Origin of the sequence: Acidithiobacillus sp. HP-2, from assembly GCF_015100155.1 — a bacterium.
GTDB lineage: Bacteria > Pseudomonadota > Gammaproteobacteria > Acidithiobacillales > Acidithiobacillaceae > Acidithiobacillus.
The window spans coordinates 145,872-169,287 of sequence record NZ_JACKZA010000008.1 but is presented as its reverse complement, the minus strand read 5'-3'; the positions used below and the strand labels follow the sequence as shown (position 1 = coordinate 169,287).

The window sequence follows — 23,416 nt, the reverse complement described above, 5'->3', positions numbered from 1 at the left end:
CGTGGGCTCGGAGATGTGTATAAGAGMCMGTATTCAGAGTCGCTGTTCCGGACGCTGAAATACTGCCCACAGTGGCCGGAAAGCGGCTTTGCAAGCCTTGAAGCTGCCCGGATCTGGGTGCGTGACTTCATCGCCTGGTACAACCATGAGCATCGTCACAGCCGCATTCGCTTCGTCACCCCCGCCCAGCGCCATCGGGGCGAGGATCATGCACTGCTGACGAGGCGCCATGACCTCTATGAGGCGGCCAAGGCGAGAAACCCAGCGCGCTGGTCAGGCCACACACGCAATTGGACACCCGTCGGTGCGGTAGATCTGAACCCGCAGCGGCAGGATAAAAAGGTTACTTAAAAAATGGGGGACGCGACAACTACCTTGACAGACGCCGCCTACTCAGCGAGCCATATCCGAATATGCAAAAGAAAAGATACCAGACTTGGACACTATTGATGCACTCACCTCGAAAAGAGAAATACAGAACATCAACGCCAAGATTAAGGCAAAAGGTTTGGGAAATAAGTGATTCGTCTACCAACAATGGCTTTTTTGTTCTGAGCGGTATCGATCAGTCGCGTTGTCTGGTTACAGTAACGACCATGATTCAGACCCCCGGATTGATAATCCGCTGGTCTGACCTATTCAATCACCAGCAATAAAGGCATTTCAGCCTGTGGCCATACCGTGATTTCTGGCACTTTGCCAAAATTGCGCCCAAGTGCCCCGAAAACTCCCGTTGATTGCGAGCACGCTGTGTTCGATTGCAGGCCGCACCTGCTTAACTGAAAAGCTCGCTGTGTGAGCCAAGCCGTGCAAGCTTGAGCGTATGGGTATTCGACTTGCGGTAGATCAGTAGCAAATCGGGCTTTACGTGACATTCCCGGTAACCTGCCCAATCGCCGCTTAGGTCATGGTCGCGATATTTGGCATCAAGCAGCTGGTCAGTCGCCAACGCCACCAATACGGGCTTCAGTTCGTCATCCAGTGTGGCCCGGTGCTGTCCTTTGGCTTCGCGTTTGTAATCACGTTTGAATGATGAAGACCGGTCAATCGTCCGCATGCAGGTCTGCCATCAGATCATCAACGCTGGCGAAGCGCTTCCCTTTCCCGGCCTCCAGCTCGGCAATGGCCTTGCGGGTAGTCGTATTAGGTACCTTTACCTCGAAAGGCAAACGGCGCTCATCGGCTATGCGCAACATCAGCAAGCGAATAGCATCAGAGACGGACAGGCCCATCGCTTCGAGGGCTTCGGCGGCGCGTTCCTTGGTGTTAGTGTCGATGCGAGCGCGGACATAGGTATCGGTGGTACTCATGGTGATTTCCCATAAATCGGTTTCAGAGTTTCTAATGTAGTCTTCTTGTGACTACAAATCAAAGGCCGCCGCTGGATCGCTCCCCCTGCTTCGTTCGTCGGAGATTTCGGCAGTTTATTGGACCATCGGGAATGGATCAGCTTTCAAGTGTCTGCAGCACACCATTCTGCAGGCGCAACACCCGCCCCATATGTGCCGCCAGCGCGGGCTCGTGGGTGACAATAACCAGCGCGGTGCCCAATTCCCGGTTCAGGCTGAGCATCAGGTCATGGACACTCTCGGCCGATTCGCTGTCCAGATTTCCCGTCGGCTCATCCGCCAGAAGCAGGGCCGGTCGGGTTACCAGGGCACGGGCCAGGGCCACCCGCTGCCTTTCGCCTCCGGACAACATGCCCGGCTTGTGCTGCAAGCGCTCACCCAGACCGACTCGTGCCAGAATTTCTTCGCCCCAAGCCTGTACCGAATGCCGGGGCACCCGACGAATCAGGAGCGGCAAGAGCACATTTTCCAGGGCGGTAAACTCCGGTAACAGGCGATGTAACTGATACACAAAGCCGACACTCTGGTTGCGCAGGCGGCTGCGCGCAGATTCCCGGAGTTTGTAGATTTCCTGACCGAGAATACGGACCACGCCCCCTGTGGGTTTTTCCAGTCCCCCCATCAGATGCATCAGGGTACTTTTACCCTGCCCCGATGCGCCGACAATGGCCAGGCTTTCGCCTTTGCGGATTTGCAAATTGACGTCGCGGATGACTTCCAGCTTGTCTCTGCCAATGGCAAAACTCTGACGCAAATGCTCTACGGACAGAACCAATTCATCATTCATAGCGTAAAGCCTCCGCCGGGGCGACCCGTGATGCCCTCCAGGAGGGGTACAAGGTGGCAATCCAGCTCATGATCAGGGCCGCCACAGCTACATGCACCACATCCCAGGGTTCGAGCTTAGAGGGCAACTGACTGATGGAATACACCTCCGGAGAGATGAACTGGGTATGCAGTAATTGTTCAAGGGCGGGCACCAGGGTGGGAATATTCAGGGCCAGCAGGACACCAAAAAATACCCCCAGTAAAGTCCCTACCAGGCCGATTACCGCTCCCTGCACCATGAAAATCAGCATGATACTGCGTGGCGTGACACCCAGAGTGCGCAAAATGGCAATATCGGTTTCCTTGTCGGTCACCACCATGACCAGGGTCGCCACAATGTTGAATGCCGCCACCGCAATAATCAGGGATAAAATGACGAACATGACCAGTTTTTCCATGCTCAGGGCCTTGAAAAAGTTTTCATGGGTCTGGGTCCAGTCCTGAATATAAAAGGCGGGCCCCAGTTGTTTCTGGAGATGGGCGGCAAAAGCCGGTGCATCAAAGGGATTTTTGATCTGCATACGCAGGCCGGTCACCCCTTTATCCAGCCCATAAAGGCGCTGGGCATCCCCCAGATTGATGTACGCCATGCCGCTGTCGTAGGCGTAAATACCCACAGAAAACAGACCGACCACGGTAAACTGGCGCAAGGACGGACTCACGCCCAGAGGGGTGACTCCGCCCTGGGGCGAAATCAGGGTGATCCTATCGCCTACGGTGACTCCCAATTGCCGGGCCAGAGCCGTACCCAGCACAATACTCCAGGGATGACTTTGCAGGCTTTGCAGCTTGCCTACTTTCATATCCTTGGCCAGCTTGTCCACTCTCCCTTCCAGAGCAGGATCAATGCCCTCAATCATCGCTCCACTGACCAGACCATCATGGGAAATCAGTGCCTGCGCCTGCACATAGGGTGCCACGCCAGTCACATCCGGCACCCGCGACAAACGTCGGGTAGCGGTCTGCCAGTCCATGACCGGCACCCCGTTGCCCTGAATGATGACATCGGATGTCACCGCCAGGATCCGCGAACGCAGGGTGTGGTCAAAACCATTCATGACCGCCATGACCGCAATCAGGGCGGCTACCCCGATGACCATTCCGAGGATGGCCGTTCCGGTAATAAAAGAAATGAAATGATTATTTCTTTTGGCCCGGGTATAGCGCAACCCGATCCACAACTCATAAGGGCGCATGATTATTCCGGTCGCAAGTGCGGGAAGAGAATGACTTCACGAATACTGGGCTGATCCGCCAGCAACATGACCAGACGATCAATACCCAGCCCGACGCCCGCAGTGGGTGGCATTCCATACTCCAGGGCGCGGATATAATCGGCATCATAGAACATGGCTTCTTCATCACCGGCATCCTTGGCCTCTACCTGGGCGCGGAACCGGGCGGCCTGATCTTCGGGATCATTGAGCTCCGAAAAACCATTGGCCAGCTCACGTCCGGCAATCATCAACTCAAAGCGGTCGGTCACCTCCGGATCCAGATCATTACGGCGCGCCAGGGGGCTGACTTCCAGAGGATATTCGGTAATGAACGTCGGTTGCTGTAAATTACATTCCACGGTCTTTTCAAAAATTTCGATCAGCCGTTTGCCCCAGCCCCAGGAAGCCTCACAGGGCACGCGCAACTGCGCCAGCTTGGCAGTCAGGACTTCCGGATCGCGCAGATCGGCGTCAACCAGATCCGGATTATAGGCGCGCACCGACTCGCTCACGCTCATCCGCACAAAAGCCTTGCCCAAGTCAATTTCCAGGCCCTGATACTGAATCCGGGTGTCACCCAAGGCCGCTTGTGCCGCAGCGCGAATCAGGGTTTCGGTCAAATCCATGGCATCCCGATAATCGGCATAGGCCTCATACCATTCGAGCATGGTGAATTCCGGATTATGGCGGGTAGAAACCCCTTCATTACGAAAATTACGGTTGATTTCAAAGACCTGCTCAATACCGCCCACTACCAGGCGCTTCAGGTAAAGTTCCGGGGCAATGCGCAGGTACAGCGTCATATCCAGGGCATGATGATGGGTCATGAAAGGACGCGCTGTGGCGCCACCGGGAATGACATGCATCATGGGCGTTTCTGCTTCAAAAAACCCGCGCTGGCGCAAGCCTTCGCGGAGAGCGGCCACAGTTTCCGCCCGGATCTGAAACGTCCGGCGGGCCGATTCGGTGACGATGAGATCCACATAACGCTGCCGAAAGCGGGTTTCCGGATCACTCAGCCCATGCCATTTTTCCGGCAGGGGGCGCAGGGCTTTACTGAGCAGTTGCAGAGTGTGGACTTTCAGGGACAGTTCGCCGGTTTTGGTGCGGAACAAAGTCCCTTCCACGCCGATAATATCGCCAAAATCCAGGGCCTTGAAACGCGCATAGTGCTCTTCCCCCAGGGCATCACGACTGACAAAAAGCTGAATACGTCCGGACTGATCCTGAATGTCGGCAAAGCTGGCTTTACCCATGACCCGCCGCGTCATCAGGCGCCCGCCCAGTCGGGTCTGGATCGGCTCCTGCTCCAGCGCCAAGGCATCCATATCCCCATAACGCGCCTGCAGATCTCCCGCCAGGGCATCGCGCCGAAAGTGGTTGGGGTAGGCCTGTCCCTCATGCCGCCACTGGGTCAGCTTGTCCTGGCGTACCTGCATCTGGTCATTCAGTTCATGATCCACTTTGTTCTCCTCGCGCCAATTGTGCGTGACTGCATTTTATAAGCCGGCCTTCAGTGCCGCTTCGATAAACAGGTCCAGTGCCCCATCCAGAACTTTCTGGGTATCTCCCACTTCGACCCCGGTGCGCAGGTCTTTGATCCGTGACTGGTCAAGCACATAAGAACGAATCTGATGCCCCCAGCCAATGTCACTCTTGCTGTCTTCCAGCGCCTGTTTTTCCGCATCACGCTTTTTCATTTCCATTTCAAAAAGCTTGGAGCGCAACATGCGCATGGCTTCGGCGCGGTTTTTATGCTGGGAACGATCCGTCTGACAGGCGACAATAATGCCCGACGGGACGTGGGTAATCCGAATGGCCGAATCCGTCTTGTTGACGTGCTGCCCACCGGCACCACTGGCGCGGTAGGTATCCACCTTGAGGTCTGCGGGATTGATTTCGATTTCAAAACTGTCGTCAATTTCGGGATAAATGAACACGCTGGCGAAACTGGTATGACGACGATTTCCTGAATCAAAGGGCGATTTGCGCACCAGACGATGCACACCGGTTTCGCTACGCAGCCAGCCGAAGGCATGATCGCCCTTGACGTGAATACTGGCCGACTTGATACCCGCCACTTCTCCTTCCGAGACTTCCACCAGTTCCGCAGCAAAACCGTGCTGCTCACTCCAGCGCAAGTACATGCGCAAAATCATCTCTGCCCAATCCTGGGCTTCGGTGCCGCCCGCCCCCGCCTGAATATCGACAAAGCAATCGGAAGCATCATGCTCTCCCGAAAACATCCGCTGAAATTCCAGTTTTTCGACCATCGCCAGGGCCGTATCCAGATCGGCATCCACCGAAGCCAGCAGTTCCTGATCCTGCTCACTGAGCGCAAGTTCCAGCATTTCGTTACCGTCCGCCAGACTGGCACTCAACTTGTCCATCGGTCCGATGATGGCTTCCAGAGCCGCTCGTTCCCGTCCCAGTTCCTGGGCTTTTTCAGCCTGGGTCCAGATGCCCGGATCTTCCAGTTCGCGCTGAACTTCTTCTAAACGGCCACGCTTTTCTTCGAGGTCAAAGATACCCCCTCAGGCCGATCACCCGGGCCTGGAGATCTTCGTGCAAAGCACGCATCTCATTCACTTCTCTCATGATTTTTCCTTTTCGAGCGGACTGCGCCGGGATCAACCCCGCGCCAGGCCGTTCACCTAGCACACAAAGCCCGTAATTATGCGCAGTTTCGGTGCTGATCTCCAGTGGAGTTTTGACGGTGTTGAGAGCAGGTCATGCCGTTACCCAGTTTTCTACCTGCAAGCCTTCCACCCGGCATGTTAATCAGCGTCATTCGTTTGCCAACTGTCAGCATCAGGTGTTTACCACCCCATCTCGCGGAAAATGAATCATTAATCCGTTGAAATATTATGTGCATCAGCGAAATACCGAGGTTCCAAAAGGCGAACAATCTAAACGCTGATTTCTGCTGAAAAATGGCTAATCACCAGCGCTGTCTGACAGCCATGTCCTTATTGCCGAAAGCGGCCAGGAACGCAAAAGGGAACTCCACGGCATCAAAAGGCTGACAGGCGAGTTCTGATATGGCCGTCTCAATTTCTACTGCATTCATGTAGCTACTCGCTGAACCATCAACGGGTTTCCTGCAATAACCACCGCATGGCGGACGCGCAATTGCAAGGACGTCTCGTCTCTGAAGGTATTGGCCTCCAGCTCGAAAGTCACCCGGACAAGCTGCCCCGTTTCCACCGGACACACTCCGTCGCGGACCGCCCCAAACCAGATGGCATCGAATCGATTTGGCCCGATGCCCAGCAACAATTTGAGGTGGGTACCGTCCCCGACGGGACGCACACTGAGAATCTGGCCTTCCGCACAGAAGATGGGTGCCTCCCATTGCCGACCGAAAGGCTCCAACAGCGCGAGCTCTTTGAGCAATTCCAAACTTGGGAGCTGTTCGAGCGTCCCATCGCTCAGTATCCGGGGGCCCGGGGTCCACGCTGCCAGGGCGCGGGTTGCGGCTGCATTGAAGGCTGTCGCGAAACGATCAAATCCCTCCCGTTTCAAGGTGACTCCGCCCGCACCTGCATGACCGCCCCAGGCGACGAAGTCGTCCGGATAGGATTCTGCAATCCCTGCAAGGGCGTTGCGGATATGAAATCCGGGCACGGTACGCAGCGAAGCGGTGATATGCTCGCTCTCCTGCTTGGGCGAGAAATAGGCAGCAGGCCGTCCATAGGCTTCCACCAGACGGGCAGCGCAGACCCCATGTACGCCCGGATGCCCTTCCGGATCGAACACGGTAATGGCCATAGCCCCGTCCACCGCCTGCTCCTCCGCCAATGGCAGGATACGGCGCAGCATCTTGGATTGGACCCGCTTGCGCTCGCTATTGTGCTCCACCAAAACATGCGCTAGGCGTATGGCTTCCGCCTCGTCGTCGCACATCAACAGGTCGACGGCCCCCAGTGCGCAATCCAGCCTGCCCCGGGCATTGATGATCGGCCCGAAGGTAAAACTCAATGTCGCCGCTGTAATCGGGCCGCTGCAACGGGAAACCTGGTACAAGGCACGCCACACAGGGCGCGCCTCTGGCGCATTCATCAAGGCAAGACCGCGTGTCAGCACCGCACGGTTGTTCGCCGAGCGGGCCAGATCCACACAATCCGCCATGGTTCCCAGGGCAACCAGGTCAAGAAGGCCACCCAGACGGGGCGCATTGGCCGGAAGGTGCCCCCAGTCGATGAGCCTTTGTCGTACCGCGCAGCAGAGTAGCCAGGCCACATGCACGCCCGCGATGTAGGGATCGGCGAAGCCTGAATCCGCGCGGACGGGATTGACACAGGCGATGGCGGCGTGCGGCGGGCCTTGCTCTGGAACTCCATGGTGGTCCGTCACTATTGTCGAAAAGCCATGATCGCGGAGCTTCTCGATACGGTCATGGTCCGAACTGCCCTGGTCCGCAGTAATGACAAGTGCAGGACGCGGTGCCGAGTCCAGAATCCGCTGGGTGACGCTTTCCGAAACGCCATACCCTTCCCGCAGTCGATGGCCAATGTAGCTGTGTATCCGGTGTTCGGGCACACCGAAGTAGTCACGCAACGCAAACTTCAGTACCGCGTGCCCGGACGCTCCGTCACAGTCGAAGTCCGACAGCAGAATCAACGGCAACCCTTGTCTCACAGCGCTCGCAACTGCCTCGGCGGCGACGCCGATATCGGGTAAACGGTCCGGTGGATCGAGCGCACTCAGCGGCGGGCGCACAAGCAATCCCACCCTTCCCGCATCCTCGTCACCCAGTCGACCCGCGATGATGCGCGACTGCAGAGGCGTATAACCAGCAGCAGCGGCCGCACTAAAAACATCTGGCGACAATGGCCTGTCGATGATTCTTATGGGTTCTGGCATCACGCGCTACCCTTGTTCTGGTTGACCCCGTGCAACTTATCGCGCTCCTTTAACCAAGGCCACCCCGTATATTTTCACAACCATTTACCAAATCCCTGGAAGCGCATGACCCGGTCGGGTTGGCCTGCGCCAGAAGCGCCAGCGGTCAGCACTGCGCAGGGTCAGGCGCTCTACCCCACCATGGGCGAGCACGCCGGTCAAACATTGCAGAGTTCCACCCCTGCGCCAGAAGTTTTGCAGGGCAGGATGCAGCGCCGCGAATGATTTTGCTGCATCGGGATACAACCAGGCTCCGGACCAGACCCAGAGCAGGTTATCAGGAAGTTTACCGGCTGCCTGCAGTGCTTTGGGATAAGCGAGCGGTAACCCAAGCCAGGCAGCAGCGGCCTGAAGATAATCGGCCTCCGCCGCCAGACTTTGCCACTTTGTCAGCGGACACTGTTCCGGCAAGCGGCCCTCCCCCCAGGCCCAGAACAAACACCAGGATTCCATTCCCACTGCATGGATATCCTGATTGACGGGATGGGCCGCCAGAAACATCTGCAATTCATTGAGAAACGCATTCCAGCGCCGGGCATCCGCCCCAGTGACCTGCAAAGCCAGAGGCTCACGGCCCCACACCTGTTCCGGATCAGGACAGTGCAGATCGGGACTTGTACTGCTCAGCACATACCAGCGCCGCGCTCCACGCTGTAAAATCCAGGGTGTTTCTGCCAAAAATTCGACCGCAGCGTCAAACAACGCCACCGCATCACTTTCTTCCAGACCCGGCAACGGCTGCAATACCGCCCGCCCTGCCTGACCGCGAAAAGCCACTGGCTCCAGAGCAATGACCCAACGTCCGACGGTATTTATCCCTTCTGCTTCTGCCAGGAGCGCCGCCGCCGGGAGTGCGCCAGCAAAGCCCAGCAAATGACCGGCCACTTCCAGAGAAGATTCAGCCACCAATTGTTCGCGCTGCCCACGCCCCCAGTAGCGCGGTAATACTGCGCCCAGGTCCTCCTCCGGCATGCCGTGCAACCCCGACAGCCAGAGGCAGACATCGGCCATCAGCGATCCAGTATGGCGCGCTGTACCGCATCCAGAGTGGCATTGACGGTCACCACCTCGCCGCCCTGGGAAATGGCCGTGTCGGGATCCTTGAGACCATGTCCGGTAAGCGTGCAAACCACCGTGGCCCCCGCCTCGATTTTTCCGGCGCGGGCAGCGGCAACAACGCCCGCCACCGAAGTGGCGGAGGCAGGCTCACAAAACACGCCTTCAAATTTGGCTAACCAGCGCTGGGCTTCGAGGATTTGGGCATCGCTGTGGCTGCCAAACCAGCCACCACTTTCTTCCTGCACCCGATGCGCCTGATCCCAGGACATGGGATGCCCGATACGAATGGCTGTCGCAATGGTTTCCGGATTTTTCACAAACTCACCGGCCATAAACGGCGCGCTGCCCTCTGCCTGAAAACCGAGCATCTTCGGACGTTTTCCGGGTTTGCCATGACCATAGCGACACACCCCATTGCAGAATTTGCAGGCCGTGGTCAACACCTGGGAGGCATCAGCACGGCCATCGGTGGCTTCGCAATAACCCATCCAGTGCGCGGTGATATTACCTGCATTACCTACTGGCAATACGTGATAATCAGGGGCTTCGCCCAAGGCCTCGATAATTTCAAACGCAGCGGTTTTCTGTCCCTGCAGACGGTAGGGGTTCACGGAATTGACCAGGGTAATGGGCGCATTGGCAGCCACCTCCTGCACAATCTGCATGCCTTCGTCAAAATTGCCGCGAATTTGCAAGACCAACGCGCCGTGCATCATGGCCTGAGATAACTTGCCCAAAGCAATTTTCCCTTCCGGGATCACCACAAAAGCCTGCATTCCGGCCCGCGCCGCATAGGCCGCTGCAGCCGCAGAAGTATTTCCCGTAGAAGCGCAGATGACCATCTCACTGCCATCTTCCTTGGCCTTGGTCACCGCCATGGTCATGCCCCGATCCTTGAAAGAACCGGTGGGATTCAGCCCTTCGAATTTGAGAAACAGGCGGATATCCACCCCCAATTGGCGCGGAAGATTCAGACATTCGATGAGCGGTGTATTCCCCTCACCGAGGCTGACTGCCTGGGTATCCGGAGCCAGGGGCAAAAAATCACGGTAACGATCAATAATACCGGTGTAACGCGTCATGACTAATTCCTGAAGCAATAAAAAATGGATTCGGAAAGCGGATTCACTGTTCGGCCAGACTTTCGACACGCAGCCGTAAAACGGGACGAGCCACTACCGGAAGGGCTTCAATCCGGCGGATGGCCTGCTCCAGATCGCCTTCGCGGCAACGGTGCAGCAAAAGAACGATGGGAACCGTATCGGCTTCCGGCGATTCTTTTTGCAGCAAAGCCTCAATGGAAATCTGGTGTTCCGCCAGCATGGTCGCCACCTGGGCTAAAACACCAGCACGATTATGGGCATGAATGCGCAAATAGTAGGCGCTCTCCACTTCGGCCATGGGCAGCAGCGGCAAGGCACTCAAGGCATCCGGCTGAAAGGCCAGATGCGGCACGCGGTTGCTGGGGTCGGCCGTCATCGTCCGGGCCACATCCACCAGATCAGCCACCACCGCGCTGGCCGTAGGATCACCGCCCGCACCGCGCCCGTAATACAGGCTCTGTCCGGCCGCATCGCTTTCGACGAGAATGGCGTTGAAGGGTCCTTCGACATTGGCCAGCAAATGACTTTCGGGAATCAGGGTCGGATGAACGCGCAGTTCCACACCATCGGCGCGACGCCGGGAGATACCCAGCAGCTTGATGCGATAACCGAGTTCTGCTGCATACACCACATCATCCCGCTCCAGAGCACGAATGCCCTCGACATGGCAGTGAGCGAAGTCCACCGGGATGCCGAAAGCGATGGAGGCCATCAGCGTGATTTTGTGGGCTGCATCTCCCCCGTCCACATCCAGTCCGGGGTCCGCTTCGGCGTAGCCCAGGCGCTGGGCCTCGGTCAGCGCCTGCTGAAAATCCCAGCCTTCACGGAACATCTGGGTCAGAATATAGTTACTGGTGCCGTTGATGATCCCCGCCAGCCATTGAATGCGGTTACCGGCCAAACCTTCGCGGATGGCTTTGATAATCGGAATGGCTCCGGCTACGGCTGCTTCAAAGGCCACCATCACCCCCTGTTGCTGGGCGGCGGCAAAAATTTCGTTACCATGTTCAGCCAGCAGGGCTTTATTGGCTGTCACCACATGCTTGCCTGCGGCAATGGCTGCCAGAATCAGTTCCCTGGCCAGCCCTGTACCGCCCATGACTTCCACCAGCACATCCACTTCCGGATCGCCCACCACGGCCCAGGGATCGGTGCTGATCCGCGCCTGCAGGCCCAATGCTTCCAGACGCGCCGGATTACGCACCGCAGCATGGACTACCCGTAAATCCCGACCGACCCGACGGGTGATTTCTTCGGCATTACGTGCCAGCACCCGCACCGTGCCCTGACCGACAGTGCCCATTCCCAGAATACCTATACGGACAGGATCCATGCTGTCGCTCATCATAAATCCTCACGGAACATTTGTTTGATTCCACGGATGGCCTGACGGGTACGATGTTCGTTTTCCACCAGACCAAAACGCACATATTCATCACCCAGTTCACCAAAGCCAATGCCGGGACTGACCGCCACCTTGGCCCGGTCCAGCACCAGCTTGGAAAACTCCAGCGAGCCCATTTTGCGCAGATTTTCCGGAATACGCGCCCAGACAAACATGGTTGCCTTGGGCTTTTCCACCACCCAACCTGCTGCATCCAGCCCTTCGCAAAGCACATCGCGGCGCTGTTCATACATCAGGCGAATGTCTTCCACACAATTCTGAGGGCCTTCCAGTGCTGTAATGGCCGCCACCTGAATGGGGGTGAAGGTGCCGTAATCCAGATAGCTTTTCATGCGCGCCAGGGCACCCACCAGCTTGGGATTGCCTACGGCAAAGCCGACCCGCCATCCGGGCATGTTATAGCTCTTGGACAGCGTGAAAAATTCCACCCCCACATCTTTGGCCCCCGGCACCTGCAAAAAGCTGGGCGCCTTATAGCCATCAAAGACGATGTCAGCATAAGCCAGATCATGCACCACCCAGATGCGATGCTCCTTGGCAAATTCCACAATCCGCCTGAAGAAATCCAGATCGACCACCGCTGCCGTGGGATTGTGTGGAAAATTGATGACCAGCATTTTCGGCTTGGGCCAGGCGGCCTTGACGGCTTTTTCCAGTTCCTCGAAAAAATCCACACCTGGCAGCATCGGCACATGGCGCACGTCTGCTCCGGCAATCACAAAACCGTAGGGATGTATGGGATAAGTCGGACTGGGAACCAGCACCGTATCCCCAGGGCCCATGGTAGCCAGGGCCAGATGCGCGATACCTTCCTTGGAACCAATGGTCACAATGGCCTCTGATTCGGGATCAAGAGCCACCCCGAAGCGTTGTTCGTACCAGGTCGTGATAGCGCGCCGCAGCCGGGGAATACCCCGGGATACACTGTAACGATGGGTATCCCCGCGCTGGGCGGTCTCGCAGAGCTTATCGACAATATTCTGGGGCGTGGGCTGGTCGGGATTTCCCATGCCAAAGTCGATAATATCCTCACCGCGCTTACGGGCCTGATTTTTCAGGTCAGTGACAATATTAAACACGTAAGGAGGCAGACGGCGGATACGTTCAAAATCACTGTTCATGGGACACAGGCCTTCAAGGGTTGTCGTGAATACCGAAACCGAAGAACAATAGAGAGGCTACGCTGGCCTGTCAATCCGCATCATGGAGGAAAGTCATGAAATTACACCTGCAACAGGACGCCCAATACAATCTCATCAATGGCTATGGACAAGACGGCATCGTAGTTCGCGGCCAGCATTACCGCCATGGATTGTTGGTAGCGGCGGACTGGCTGCAGAGCCCCTGGGGGCCGGAGAGTGCTGAAGGGCTCGGTCTGGGGCATTTTACCGAAGTGCTCGCCCGCAAGCCGGACGTCATGCTCCTGGGCACCGGCAAAAAACAGCATTTTCCTTTGCAACTGATGGCAGCCCTTCGCGATGCCGGCATTCCTGTGGAAGTCATGGATACCAGCGCAGCCTGTCGGACCTACAATATTTTAATGGCCGAAGACCGCATGGTGCTGGCCGCCCTGATGCATCCAGAGGCCTGAAATGTTTTGGCCAGCGGTTTTCAAGAGCAGGCTCCGGCAGGCCGGTGGCGGGGAGGCTTTTTGCTCCAACGTCCCTTGCCTGTTGTTCCAAGGCTCATCCTGCTGTCAGGAGAGAACTCGCCCTGCGGGCTCAGACAGCTCTCCTGACGGGCGCAGGATTTCACCAGGAACAACAACGGCGCGGGACAAAGTCGCTGCAAAGCCTCCCCGCCACCGGCCTGCCGGAGCCTGCCTCACCCGAACAGGGATTCTGTGGTCAGACCTTCTTCTTCAATACGGTGACGTAACGCCAGCAAGGCTTCCACCTGGATCTGCCGCACCCGCTCCCGGGTGATACCCAGACGGTTACCAACATCTTCCAGAGTCGCCCCCTCCGTACCATCCAGACCAAAGCGCCAGAACAGTACCTGCCGATGTTTTTCAGACATGGCACCAATCCATTGATGAATCTGCAGGGACAAATCCTGCTCAGCAAAAGCCGCTTCAACGCCAGGATTTGCCATATCAGCAATCACATCGGCCAGGGGGCGCTCAGATTCTCGACCATGAGGTACATCGAGGCTGGTCACCTTGCCGTCGTTTTCCAGACAGCCGCGAATTTCGTCCACAGGCCGATCCATGGCCGCCGCTACTTCCTCAGGCGTTGGGTCGCGCTGCAGGGTCTGACCCAGACAGCGTGCCGCACGCAAGACGCTACTCAGTTCTTTCATCACATGAATGGGCAGACGAATGGTGCGTGTCTGATTCATCAGGGCCCGTTCGATATTCTGGCGTATCCACCAGGTAGCGTAGGTCGAAAAACGAAAACCCTTTTCCGGATCAAATTTTTCCACGGCACGAATCAGGCCCAGATTCCCCTCTTCAATCAAATCCAGAAGGGGCAGACCACGGTGGATGTAACGTCTGGCCAATTTGACCACCAGACGCAAGTTACTCTCGATCATGGTGCTGCGCGCGGCCGCATCACCCGCCTGAACGAGCCGCCCCAGGGAAATTTCCTGCTCTGCCGTCAGCAACGGATTATGACCGATTTCCCTCAGATAACAGCGGGTAGCATCCCAGTCTGGGGCCTCGCCGTAATCCTCCTCGGCAGCTTCCGGCGTCTCATCTGCCGTCTCCACGGAAAGATCTTCTTCCTCTTCTCTGATCGCGTCGTTCATGCTTAACACTCTCCAGAGGCTAATGAAACCGTACCAGCCAGTAAGGGAACAAAAAAACAGTCACCCAGATGACTGATCCGGGCTTCATGACCATCCCAATGGCTGACCTGCAAATGTTGCTTGCCCCGATCTTCCACCGGCATCACCAGGCGACCGCCAGGCCTTAACTGGCGATATAAGGGGGCCAAAGCACAAGGAACCGCCGCCGTAATCACAATGGCATCATACGGCCCCTGCTCCGGCCAGCCGCCACTACCATCACCATGCAACAGATGTACCTGGGAATAACCCAGTCGGCTCAGCACCTTGTCCGCATGATGATGCAGGGGACCAATGCGTTCCACAGTAAACACTTCCGCCCCCAGTTCCGCCAGAAGCGCCGTCTGATAAGCAGAACCGGTCCCGATTTCCAGAATGCGTCGGGGAATCGGGTTGTTTTCGAGAATAGCCTCCATCATCCGCGCCACAGTCCACGGCTGGGAGATGGTCTGACCATAACCAATGGGCAGGGAGACCAGTTCGTAGGCCCGTCCCGCCAGGGCCTGAGCCACAAAATGATGACGCGGCACCTGATTCATCACATCCAGCACCCGCTCATCACGAATACCCGCCGCCCGCAGGCGTAGCACCATCCTCCCCCGGGTGCGGGGAGAAATCATTCCTACTTCCGGGTTCAGGACTGGCAAGTGCGCAGCCACTGACTTAAGCCTTCCAGAAAATTGTATCGGGTCATATCCAGATCCAGGGGGGTGATGGAGACATAGCCCCGGCGTACCGCATCAAAATCCGTACCCGGCCCGGCGTCTGCTTCCCGCCCGGAAGGGCCAATCCAGTAGACTGGATCGCCGCGTGGATCCGCAGCAGGAATCACCATATCACTTTTGTGGCGTCGCCCCAGACGGGTGACTTCCAAGCCCCGCACTTGCTCATAGGGCAAATCCGGCACATTCACATTGAGAATGGTATCTGCAGGCAGCGCATGGCTGAGCACGCCGGTGACCAGGGTGGCAGCGACTCTGGCCGCCGTTTCAAAGTGACTGCAATCACGACCCGCCAGGGAGACGGCAATGGCTGGCAGCCCCAGAAAACGACCCTCGGTCGCTGCGGCGACGGTACCGGAGTAAAGCACGTCGTCACCCATATTGGCGCCCCGGTTGATACCGGACACCACCATATCCGGAGCTTCGGCAAAAAGACCGGTCACCGCCAGATGCACGCAATCCGTTGGGGTACCGCCGACCAGATAGTGAAAACCATTGAGGCCGGTACGCATGCGCAGGGGACGGTCAAGGGTCAGGGAATTGCTGGCGCCACTGCGATCCTGCTCAGGTGCCAGAACCTCGACTTCGCCGAGAGGGGTGATTGCCTGGGCCAGTGCTGCCAGTCCCGGTGCCAGATATCCGTCATCGTTACTGAGCAAGAAACGTGGCATCTAATCTCCCTGACGGTCTTTATCCAGGCTGATATACTAAGCCACGAAGGTGTTGCCGGTCTATCCCGGCTCTTAATCGGGACAAGACCACAACCCGACTCAGTGCTCCTGATGTCCTTGCATGGATGCGGGCATAGTCGTTTCGGGAAGCTGTTCCAGTTGGTGCTGCAATAACATAACCCGCATTTGGGCGTTATCCATTTCCTGCTTCAGACCATTTACCCTTTGTAAATAACGGGCATAATTTCTTTCATTACCGGTGCGGACAGCTTTACCCTGTTGATAATTATGGGTCGCCTGCAGCAACTGCAGACGCGCCGCCGCCAATTCGGCTTCCAGCCGTTTACGGGCAGGATTACTCGCATTCAGCTCCGGCTTGTCTACTTTGGGCTGAACATTCGGGGCCACTTCCGGAGGGCGCTGAACCTCTGCAGGCGTACTCACCGATTGCTGAGGCGCAACGGCAATTTGCTCAACCCCCCTAGCGCCTGCGGGCGGATTTTCTCCGTAACTTACCACACCGTTGCTACCCACCCAGCGATATATGGTTTCTGCGTTGGCAAGCACACTGAAAGTCCCGGCCAGCAGCAGAGTCATCATCACACTGCGGCGCACGAAAGTGCCTGCTCCACCACAAATACTTGCATTTTTCATCAACCGATCTCCCCATCATCCAGCGCAACTTATATGGTCGCCCCGCTCATGATTGTCAAGGCGCAGCAATAAAAAGGCCCCGCATGCTGCGAGGCCTTTACCTGTGCAAAACAGCGGGCCAGATCGCCCGCTATGGGCTCAGAGGCTGTAGTACATCTGGAATTCCACCGGATGGGTAGTAACGCGCAGAGCCTGCACTTCCGCCCATTTCACATCCAGATAACCTTCCAGCCAGCTCTGGCTGAACACACCGCCCTTCATCAGGAACTCATGGTCCGCTTCCAAAGCACGCAAGGCTTCTTCCAGAGAAGCAGCCACGCCCGGAATATTGGACTGCTCTTCGGCGGGCAGATCATAGAGGTTCTTGTCCATGGCATCGCCGGGATGAATCTTGTTCTGAATACCATCCAGACCGGCCATCATCATCGCCGCAAAAGCCAGGTAGGGGTTGGCCGTGGAATCCGGGAAGCGGACTTCAATACGCCGCGCCTTGGGGCTGTTGACGAAGGGAATACGAATAGAAGCAGAGCGGTTTTTTGCCGAATAGGCCAGCAACACCGGCGCTTCATAGTGGGGGACCAAACGCTTGTAACTGTTGGTGCTGGGATTGGTCAGCGCGTTGATGGCCTTGGCGTGCTTGATGATGCCGCCGATGTAATAAATGGCCAGTTCCGACAAACCACCGTACAAATCACCCGAGAACAGGTTTTTGCCGTCCTTGGCCAGCGACTGATGGACGTGCATGCCACTACCGTTGTCACCGACAATGGGCTTGGGCATGAAGGTTGCGGTCTGACCGTAAGCGGCGGCAACATTGTGAATCACGTACTTCAGAATCTGTACTTCGTCGGCTTTGCGGGTCAGGGTGCTGAAGCCCACACCAATTTCATGCTGCCCGGCAGTAGCCACTTCGTGGTGATGGACTTCCACCTTCAGGCCCATTTCTTCCAGGGCCAGACACATGGCTGAACGCAGGTCCTGCGCAGAATCCACCGGAGGTACCGGGAAATATCCGCCCTTCACACCGGGACGATGGCCCATGTTACCGGATTCATATTCCTTACCGGAATTCCAGGCAGCTTCTTCCGCATCGACCTTGTAGCCGCAGCCGCTCATGTCGATATTCCAGGTCACTGAATCAAAGACAAAAAACTCATTTTCCGGGCCAAAATAAGCAGTATCGGCAATGCCGGTACTTTTCAGATAGGCTTCGGCACGTTTGGCCACTGAACGCGGATCGCGCTCATAACCCTGACCGGTAGCCGGTTCGATGACGTCACAACGAATGTTCAGGGTCGCTTCGTCGGTAAAAGGATCAAGCACGGCGGAATCAGGATCAGGCAGCAGAATCATGTCGGATTCATTGATCCCTTTCCAGCCAGCAATGGAAGAACCATCAAAGGCCTTGCCTTCTACAAAAGTATCTTCTTCCATGGTGTGGGAGGGCACAGAAACATGCTGCTCCTTGCCCTTGGTGTCGGTGAAACGGAAATCAATAAATTTGATGTCTTTTTCTTTAATCAACTTCAGCACATCTTTCGGGCTGTGACCCATCTGCTTTTCCTCCAATCAAGAAATATGTACGAACTGAATACCATTAAGCATGCAAAACTGATACCACATTCAAATGAAGCACCCCCAGAATCCTGGTGGATTATTGCACCAAATTAGCACCCCATAACAGTGCAATCAAACGCTTTGCACCAACATTGTGCACAACCGCTCATTCCTTCTCCGTGGCAGACGTCTGCCAGGCGACATCTACCCGCTGCAGGCCGGAAACCTTTCCCTGCAAGGCTTCCTGAATCTGTTTTTCCTGTGCTTGCAGACTCTCCAGACTCGCCGCAGGCGGAAAAGGATAACGCAGGCAAATCACCACACCATCTTTCAGATAATGCAAGGTCATTTGTTGAGGTAAAGGCAAATTACGGGCCAGCAATACGGATTCCACCTTTTCATCAATGACACTGCGCGGCGGCAGAACGGCACCACCCTCTTCGTCATTTTCACTATCAATATGAATGGTGGCGTCCACCAGATCATCTACCGCCTGCAACAGGGACATACGCACCCGCTCGGCAATCTGGTGCCCCTCGGAGACACTGAGCAGCGGATTGGTTACCTGCAAATGCACCTCAGCCAGAGCCTGATGCCCTACCTTGCGTGTCTTGAGCAGGTGCAGGTCGCGCACCCCTTCGCAACCCAGAATCACCTCGCGAATTTGCGCTAAAACCGCATCGTCCAGCCCCCGGTCTGCCAGTTCCTGCAGCGCCTCCCAGGCGGTCACCAGGCCAATGCGCAGCACCATCAAGGCCACAATCAGAGCCACCACCGAATCCAGATAAGGGGCACCCAGAAGGCTTCCGCCAATACCAATCAACACAATGACGCTGGAAATCGCATCGGTACGATGATCCCAGGCATTGGCCCGTAACGCTGCCGAGCGGGTTTTACGCGCCACCCGAATGGTAATCTGATAGAGGGTTTCCTTGGCGAAAATGGCAAAGGCGGCAATATACAGAGTCCAGACCGCAGGCATCCCGTAATGTCCAATCACCAGACGTTGCACAGCCTCATAGCCAATACCCGTGCCATTCAGCGCCAGCAACGTACCCGTGCCCAGTGCCGCAAGCGTCTCGAAACGCTCATGTCCGTATGGATGTTCCTGATCCGGTGGCTGGCTGCTGAAATGCATGGCCAGAATCAGGCCCAAATCCGATAGCAGATCAGATAAGGAATGCACCGCATCGGCCACCAAAGCATCGGAGTGACCGAAAATGCCCCCCGCCAACTTGGTAAAAAACAGCACCAGATTGGTCCCCGCCCCCATCAGGGTCACCCGCATATTCTTTTTACCGCGATCGCTGCGGCTGATGGTTTCTGTCACGCTTCCTGACCTCTGATGTTGTTGGGACACTTCTGGTGCTTTGGTGGCGACATGATAGCCGGAAATGGGTGTGCGGGATAAGTGGGGATTACTGGTTGGTTTTGGCCGGTTGCAACATTTCAACCGTCATTGTTGATGAAGGGCTTTTGCTGGTCCTTGGCTTTTGACGCCGTTTTTCTACAGCCCCGTAGAACGATGAATCAACGAAAAATACCAGCGATAGGGCAGGCAGCGCAGAAATTTGAGCTTGCGGGTAAAGGCGCGGGGAAAGTGAATTTCAAACGCGCTGCTTTCCATACCCGCCAGAATTTCCGTGGCTGCCTGTTCGGGGCTGATTAAATTGGGCATGGGAAAGTCGTTGTGCGCGGTCAGGGGCGTTGCAACAAAACCGGGATGAATGACCTGAACCTTGATCCCCTTGGGTTCCAGATCCAGATGCAGGACTTCGGCGAAATGGGTCAGTGCCGCCTTGCTGGGTCCGTAATATAATGACTGGGGCAAACCACGCAGACCAGCAACGCTGGAGGTCAGGACGATCTGCCCCTGTCCGGCCACGAGCCAATCGGCAAGGACCGTATGAACCGCATCTACCGCGCCCAGATAATTGGTGCTGATGGCCTGACGGGCCTGGTCCGGATTGAGTTCCCAGCTCCGCGCGGCCTGATAGGTGCCGGCAAGAAACAGCAGCACATCCAGACCGCCCCACTGTTCGCGAATATCTGTATAGGCTTTGTGTAGTTCATCCGGAGTCATCACATCGGCGGGGCAAACCAGGGTGTAATCGTTACCCAGTTTGGCGGCCAAGTCCGCAAGCTTGGCTGGATTGCGCGCCGTCAGCGCAAGCCGGGCACCTTGGGCATTCAGCGCTTCGGCACAGGCAGCACCGATTCCCGTACTGGCCCCGATCAACCAGCAACGTTTACCCTGCCAACAGGACTTATCGCTCATACGGGCACCGTATCGTCCACACGCGGTAACTGCAGCATGGCTTTCCGATTTTCTGGCGTATCTGCCAAGCGATGGATTTCAATACTCACGTCACCCACAAAAAAGCCTAAAAAACGCATTTTACTCCGATTAATGACATGATCTTTATCAATCAGATACATCCAGTCATCCACACGCAAATTGAAAAACCGTTTACCCACCGGTTGTCTTACCGTATACCGCCAGCGCATGGCAAACCCTTCGGCTTCTCCCTGAGCAAGCCCCACAATATCTCCTGCTGAACCTTGTGCAGTTGCGGTAAATTTATGGGCACCAGTCACCTGTAATTGCCACAAACGCTCAGCGTAACTGGCCTTACCGTCATTATCCAGAAACAGAAATTTTTCGCTCAGGGAACCGACAGAATCTGTCTGCCACGTCCCCAATAAATACATGATAAAGCGATTGACCACCTTACCTGATCGGTCCTGAAAAACTCCCGTAGCCACCGCAGGACCATTGAAAAATTGATTGATATGAAATACCGGAAGTGATGATTCGTATAGTTTCATAGCGCGCCTGTCACTGGAATTTGTGAATACTGTTTAAACATCTTTATACAGCAAAAAAGAGGGATGCATAGCATCCCTCAAGGCCACCAGAATCCACAACTGGAGAAAACTCAAAAATAACGGAAAATCAGGCAGAGGCCGCCAGCAATTGATACAGGTCAGCCACCGCCCGGGCACCCGCAGACTGGCCTTGTGCCATCGAATCATCAATGGTTTCAGGACCTGTAGCTGCGCCACAAACATAAATGCCCCTGCGGGTTGTTCCTTGCGTGTTGGTATATTGCTCGGCGCGATCAATAAAGCCGTGCTTCTCAAGACCGATACCAAACACTTTGGCAATTTCAGGATTCAGTGCATTAGGATCCATGCCAATAGCGTGCACTACCATGTCCATGGGAATAACGATAGGACGTTTAACCAGGGTATCTTCGCCTTTGACCAGTAAGCGTCCATCCGGAGATTTCGTTACTTCGGCAATACGAGCCTTGACGAACTTGGTTTTGAATTCTTCCTGGCTTTTCCAGTAGAACCTGTCTTCGTAAAGACCGAAGGTACGAATGTCCATGTAATAGATGAACACATCGGTGGTCGGTGACATCTCCTTGATTTCCATAGCCAGATTAGTCGAAACTGTGCAGCAGATCTTGGAACACCACTCTCTGCCGATCTGGCGGTCGCGAGAACCTACACACAACAATATCGCGACCCGCTCCGGGACTCTTCCATCCGAGGGACAACGAATTTGTCCGGTTGCGACCATCTGTTCCATCTGGGTGGTGGTCAGCACATCTTCATAGGTGCCGAACCCCCATTCGGGTTTATTGATGGAGTCAAAATGCGTAAATCCGGTGGCCAGAACCACCGCACCCGCATCTACTTTCTCACCGGAACTCAAAGTCGCCGTAAAATAGCCTGCTTCACCTTCAAACCGGGTTACTTTGGCTGAAGTATGAATCGCCACATTTTTATTGCCGGTGACCCTGCTTACCATGCGACCGATGGCGTCCTTGGCCCATTCACCCGAGGGGACCAGACGCGCATACCCTGAAATGATGGGGGCGCCACCCAGCACATCTTCTTTCTCGACGATGACGGCATTTTTGCCCATGGAGGCAATGGTGGCTGCTGCTGAAAGACCTGCGGGACCCGCTCCTACTACCAGCACTGAATCGGTGTTTGCCATGACACGCTCCTGGAATTCAATCAACGGTTGAAATCTAGACCACGCCCATGACTTTGTCAATCATTTGTAGTAAACAAATGTTAGTCACTGCAAAGCATATTCAAACCCATTCGCGAATGGCTCTCAACATATCCTGCAAACGCACAAAACAGGATTCATCCTTTGCAGCTCCCAGCTCCTGGCAACCACTACCCCCCAACCATAAGCTAACTCCCGCAGGCATGCGCCGTTGCAGATCATGTAATAGCTGGCGATTCTGCACATTGACTGAAGCCGCCGATACTGCCAGATGAATCACCTGCACATGACAGGCTTCTGCCGCCGCAATCAAATCATCCACTTCAGGCTCCGAACCAATGAACAAAACATCCACGCCCTCACCCATCAGCAGGGCGCGGGTCATCTGCAATTCCAGCGTACGGCCCTCTCCCGGAAAACTCGCCAGCAAAACCCGCAGGCGGGTTTCGCCACCCGGCAACTGACTGGTCGCGACGTAGAGACATTCCATCAGCAGTTCCTGAAGGCAGCCCTCCCGATAAGGCTTTATTTCGCCCATCATCCGGGCGCGGGCGACGCGCTGCAGCAAAGGCGCGGCTACCTGCAGCACAAAGCGGGGGAGTCCTTCCTGCTGCAGCTGGCGGCGCATATAACTACGCAATAGCTCTGGACGATCGGAGGCCAGCATATTGAGAGCTTCTGCCAGCACTGCAGGATCTTCGTGGGGTGCAGAGTGCTGCGCAGGAATTTCAGCCACCAGGTTGTCGATTTTCTGCGCATCGGCACCCACCACGGCACCCGGCCGATACCCTGCTGCCAGTAATTGATTAATCCGGTGCAACTGCTCAATCTGCGCGCGACTGTACAGACGGTTACCTGCCGCATCCCGACCCGGCACCGGAAAGGCGTATCGCCGTTCCCACATGCGCAGTAACTCTTTGGAAATACCGGTTTCCTGCTCAACCACACTGATTGGAAATTGCGGTACTTCTGTTTCATCCGTGCTGATATCCACAACCGTTCCCTTTTTGTATATGACGCCTTATTGACATATGGACCCTGAACAGTAATCTACTCTATCATTGTTATACAGGTTTCTGCACATGTTTACAGGATGTATCGCCCCATAAATAATCATGAAAACCTA

The 23,416-nt window shown here is 55.9% G+C and carries 23 protein-coding genes and 1 pseudogene; 2 read left to right on the top strand and 22 right to left on the bottom strand.

Translation table 11 applies throughout. The annotated features are described in order from the left end of the window. On the top strand, nucleotides 1-351 hold a 351-nt coding region (locus H7F11_RS08350), incomplete at its 5' end, for an integrase core domain-containing protein (RefSeq protein WP_193658099.1). 424 nt (nucleotides 352-775) lie between these two features. Here H7F11_RS08350 and H7F11_RS08345 read toward each other — a convergent pair. The 12 genes from H7F11_RS08345 to alaC form a co-directional block, all read right to left on the bottom strand. Beyond that, entirely contained in the window at nucleotides 776-1,057 is a 282-nt protein-coding gene (locus tag H7F11_RS08345) for a type II toxin-antitoxin system YafQ family toxin (RefSeq protein WP_193651357.1), read from the bottom strand. Next, nucleotides 1,044-1,310, bottom strand: coding sequence for a type II toxin-antitoxin system RelB/DinJ family antitoxin (locus H7F11_RS08340; protein WP_010637140.1), 267 nt, complete (start codon nucleotides 1,308-1,310; stop codon nucleotides 1,044-1,046). Before H7F11_RS08340 ends, H7F11_RS08345 begins: the two co-directional genes overlap by 14 nt. Nucleotides 1,311-1,446: 136 nt before the next feature. Further along, nucleotides 1,447-2,136 (bottom strand): ABC transporter ATP-binding protein, encoded by a 690-nt coding sequence (locus tag H7F11_RS08335; protein ID WP_193651356.1) that lies wholly within the window; start codon nucleotides 2,134-2,136, stop codon nucleotides 1,447-1,449. After that, on the bottom strand, nucleotides 2,129-3,373 hold the full coding sequence (locus H7F11_RS08330; protein ID WP_024894800.1) for a lipoprotein-releasing ABC transporter permease subunit: 1,245 nt from the start codon (nucleotides 3,371-3,373) through the stop codon (nucleotides 2,129-2,131). The genes H7F11_RS08335 and H7F11_RS08330 overlap by 8 nt, the downstream gene beginning before the upstream one ends. A 2-nt stretch (nucleotides 3,374-3,375) precedes the next feature. Further along, nucleotides 3,376-4,857: a lysine--tRNA ligase gene (gene lysS, locus H7F11_RS08325; RefSeq protein WP_319803374.1), complete on the bottom strand. Its 1,482-nt coding sequence runs from the start codon at nucleotides 4,855-4,857 to the stop codon at nucleotides 3,376-3,378. 36 nt (nucleotides 4,858-4,893) lie between these two features. After that, a protein-coding gene (prfB, locus tag H7F11_RS08320; protein WP_193651355.1) for a peptide chain release factor 2 occupies nucleotides 4,894-5,992 on the bottom strand; the annotation gives its coding sequence in 2 pieces (ribosomal slippage) (nucleotides 4,894-5,916 and nucleotides 5,918-5,992; 1,098 coding nt in all). A gap of 343 nt (nucleotides 5,993-6,335) precedes the next feature. Further along, nucleotides 6,336-6,464, bottom strand: a complete 129-nt coding sequence (locus H7F11_RS16960; protein WP_264674711.1) for a hypothetical protein — start codon at nucleotides 6,462-6,464, stop codon at nucleotides 6,336-6,338. Then, nucleotides 6,461-8,017, bottom strand: coding sequence for a single-stranded-DNA-specific exonuclease RecJ (locus tag H7F11_RS08315; protein WP_227485350.1), 1,557 nt, complete (start codon nucleotides 8,015-8,017; stop codon nucleotides 6,461-6,463). The genes H7F11_RS16960 and H7F11_RS08315 overlap by 4 nt, the downstream gene beginning before the upstream one ends. A gap of 327 nt (nucleotides 8,018-8,344) precedes the next feature. Beyond that, nucleotides 8,345-9,310 carry a hypothetical protein gene (locus tag H7F11_RS08310; protein ID WP_193651353.1) on the bottom strand — a complete coding sequence of 322 codons (966 nt, stop codon included), beginning with the start codon at nucleotides 9,308-9,310 and terminating at the stop codon, nucleotides 8,345-8,347. Then, complete coding sequence (thrC, locus tag H7F11_RS08305; protein ID WP_010637124.1) at nucleotides 9,310-10,440, bottom strand: threonine synthase; 1,131 nt, start codon at nucleotides 10,438-10,440, stop codon at nucleotides 9,310-9,312. Before thrC ends, H7F11_RS08310 begins: the two co-directional genes overlap by 1 nt. Nucleotides 10,441-10,483: 43 nt before the next feature. Then, on the bottom strand, nucleotides 10,484-11,794 hold the full coding sequence (locus tag H7F11_RS08300) for a homoserine dehydrogenase (RefSeq protein ID WP_193651352.1): 1,311 nt from the start codon (nucleotides 11,792-11,794) through the stop codon (nucleotides 10,484-10,486). An 11-nt stretch (nucleotides 11,795-11,805) separates the two neighbouring features. Beyond that, a complete protein-coding gene (gene alaC / locus H7F11_RS08295) occupies nucleotides 11,806-12,987 on the bottom strand; it encodes an alanine transaminase (protein ID WP_193651351.1) in 1,182 nt (393 codons plus the stop codon). A 95-nt stretch (nucleotides 12,988-13,082) separates the two neighbouring features. Between alaC and H7F11_RS08290 the strand changes: the two genes are divergently transcribed. Continuing rightward, on the top strand, nucleotides 13,083-13,457 hold the full coding sequence (locus tag H7F11_RS08290) for an Mth938-like domain-containing protein (protein ID WP_193651350.1): 375 nt from the start codon (nucleotides 13,083-13,085) through the stop codon (nucleotides 13,455-13,457). A gap of 233 nt (nucleotides 13,458-13,690) precedes the next feature. Here H7F11_RS08290 and rpoS read toward each other — a convergent pair whose 3' ends face one another. The 10 genes and pseudogenes from rpoS to H7F11_RS08240 form a co-directional block, all read right to left on the bottom strand. Next, nucleotides 13,691-14,617 (bottom strand): RNA polymerase sigma factor RpoS, encoded by a 927-nt coding sequence (rpoS, locus tag H7F11_RS08285; RefSeq protein WP_193651349.1) that lies wholly within the window; start codon nucleotides 14,615-14,617, stop codon nucleotides 13,691-13,693. 2 nt (nucleotides 14,618-14,619) lie between these two features. Next, complete coding sequence (locus tag H7F11_RS08280) at nucleotides 14,620-15,315, bottom strand: protein-L-isoaspartate(D-aspartate) O-methyltransferase (RefSeq protein WP_024894773.1); 696 nt, start codon at nucleotides 15,313-15,315, stop codon at nucleotides 14,620-14,622. Further along, nucleotides 15,291-16,049, bottom strand: coding sequence for a 5'/3'-nucleotidase SurE (gene surE / locus H7F11_RS08275; protein WP_193651348.1), 759 nt, complete (start codon nucleotides 16,047-16,049; stop codon nucleotides 15,291-15,293). The genes H7F11_RS08280 and surE overlap by 25 nt, the downstream gene beginning before the upstream one ends. A gap of 99 nt (nucleotides 16,050-16,148) precedes the next feature. Continuing rightward, nucleotides 16,149-16,703, bottom strand: a complete 555-nt coding sequence (locus H7F11_RS08270) for a DUF4124 domain-containing protein (protein WP_193651347.1) — start codon at nucleotides 16,701-16,703, stop codon at nucleotides 16,149-16,151. Nucleotides 16,704-16,841: 138 nt separating this feature from the next. Further along, the gene (gene glnA, locus H7F11_RS08265) at nucleotides 16,842-18,257 is read right to left on the bottom strand and encodes a glutamate--ammonia ligase (protein ID WP_024894771.1); all 1,416 of its coding nucleotides are present in this window, start codon (nucleotides 18,255-18,257) and stop codon (nucleotides 16,842-16,844) included. A 169-nt stretch (nucleotides 18,258-18,426) separates the two neighbouring features. After that, a complete protein-coding gene (locus H7F11_RS08260) occupies nucleotides 18,427-19,590 on the bottom strand; it encodes a cation diffusion facilitator family transporter (RefSeq protein WP_031571322.1) in 1,164 nt (387 codons plus the stop codon). 177 nt (nucleotides 19,591-19,767) lie between these two features. After that, on the bottom strand, nucleotides 19,768-20,538 hold the full coding sequence (locus H7F11_RS08255) for an SDR family NAD(P)-dependent oxidoreductase (RefSeq protein ID WP_193651346.1): 771 nt from the start codon (nucleotides 20,536-20,538) through the stop codon (nucleotides 19,768-19,770). After that, nucleotides 20,535-21,095 (bottom strand): annotated as a pseudogene (locus H7F11_RS08250) (DUF3833 family protein); the annotation flags it as partial. The pseudogene H7F11_RS08250 and the gene H7F11_RS08255, both read right to left, overlap by 4 nt. Before the next feature lie 121 nt (nucleotides 21,096-21,216). Then, entirely contained in the window at nucleotides 21,217-22,272 is a 1,056-nt protein-coding gene (locus H7F11_RS08245; RefSeq protein ID WP_193651344.1) for a CoB--CoM heterodisulfide reductase iron-sulfur subunit A family protein, read from the bottom strand. A 100-nt stretch (nucleotides 22,273-22,372) separates the two neighbouring features. Further along, nucleotides 22,373-23,284, bottom strand: a complete 912-nt coding sequence (locus H7F11_RS08240; protein WP_193651343.1) for a MerR family transcriptional regulator — start codon at nucleotides 23,282-23,284, stop codon at nucleotides 22,373-22,375. Nucleotides 23,285-23,416: the final 132 nt, after the last annotated feature.

Bases quoted from the DNA above. Each gene is read 5' to 3' on its own strand.
- H7F11_RS08345 (WP_193651357.1), bottom strand. From the start codon at position 1,057: ATGCGGACGATTGACCGGTCTTCATCATTCAAACGTGATTACAAACGC.
- H7F11_RS08340 (WP_010637140.1), bottom strand. From the start codon at position 1,310: ATGAGTACCACCGATACCTATGTCCGCGCTCGCATCGACACTAACACC.
- H7F11_RS08335 (WP_193651356.1), bottom strand. From the start codon at position 2,136: ATGAATGATGAATTGGTTCTGTCCGTAGAGCATTTGCGTCAGAGTTTT.
- H7F11_RS08330 (WP_024894800.1), bottom strand. From the start codon at position 3,373: ATGCGCCCTTATGAGTTGTGGATCGGGTTGCGCTATACCCGGGCCAAA.
- H7F11_RS16960 (WP_264674711.1), bottom strand. From the start codon at position 6,464: ATGAATGCAGTAGAAATTGAGACGGCCATATCAGAACTCGCCTGTCAG.
- H7F11_RS08310 (WP_193651353.1), bottom strand. From the start codon at position 9,310: ATGGCCGATGTCTGCCTCTGGCTGTCGGGGTTGCACGGCATGCCGGAG.
- thrC (WP_010637124.1), bottom strand. From the start codon at position 10,440: ATGACGCGTTACACCGGTATTATTGATCGTTACCGTGATTTTTTGCCC.
- H7F11_RS08300 (WP_193651352.1), bottom strand. From the start codon at position 11,794: ATGGATCCTGTCCGTATAGGTATTCTGGGAATGGGCACTGTCGGTCAG.
- alaC (WP_193651351.1), bottom strand. From the start codon at position 12,987: ATGAACAGTGATTTTGAACGTATCCGCCGTCTGCCTCCTTACGTGTTT.
- H7F11_RS08290 (WP_193651350.1), top strand. From the start codon at position 13,083: ATGAAATTACACCTGCAACAGGACGCCCAATACAATCTCATCAATGGC.
- rpoS (WP_193651349.1), bottom strand. From the start codon at position 14,617: ATGAACGACGCGATCAGAGAAGAGGAAGAAGATCTTTCCGTGGAGACG.
- surE (WP_193651348.1), bottom strand. From the start codon at position 16,049: ATGCCACGTTTCTTGCTCAGTAACGATGACGGATATCTGGCACCGGGA.
- H7F11_RS08270 (WP_193651347.1), bottom strand. From the start codon at position 16,703: ATGAAAAATGCAAGTATTTGTGGTGGAGCAGGCACTTTCGTGCGCCGC.
- glnA (WP_024894771.1), bottom strand. From the start codon at position 18,257: ATGGGTCACAGCCCGAAAGATGTGCTGAAGTTGATTAAAGAAAAAGAC.
- H7F11_RS08255 (WP_193651346.1), bottom strand. From the start codon at position 20,538: ATGAGCGATAAGTCCTGTTGGCAGGGTAAACGTTGCTGGTTGATCGGG.
- H7F11_RS08245 (WP_193651344.1), bottom strand. From the start codon at position 22,272: ATGGCAAACACCGATTCAGTGCTGGTAGTAGGAGCGGGTCCCGCAGGT.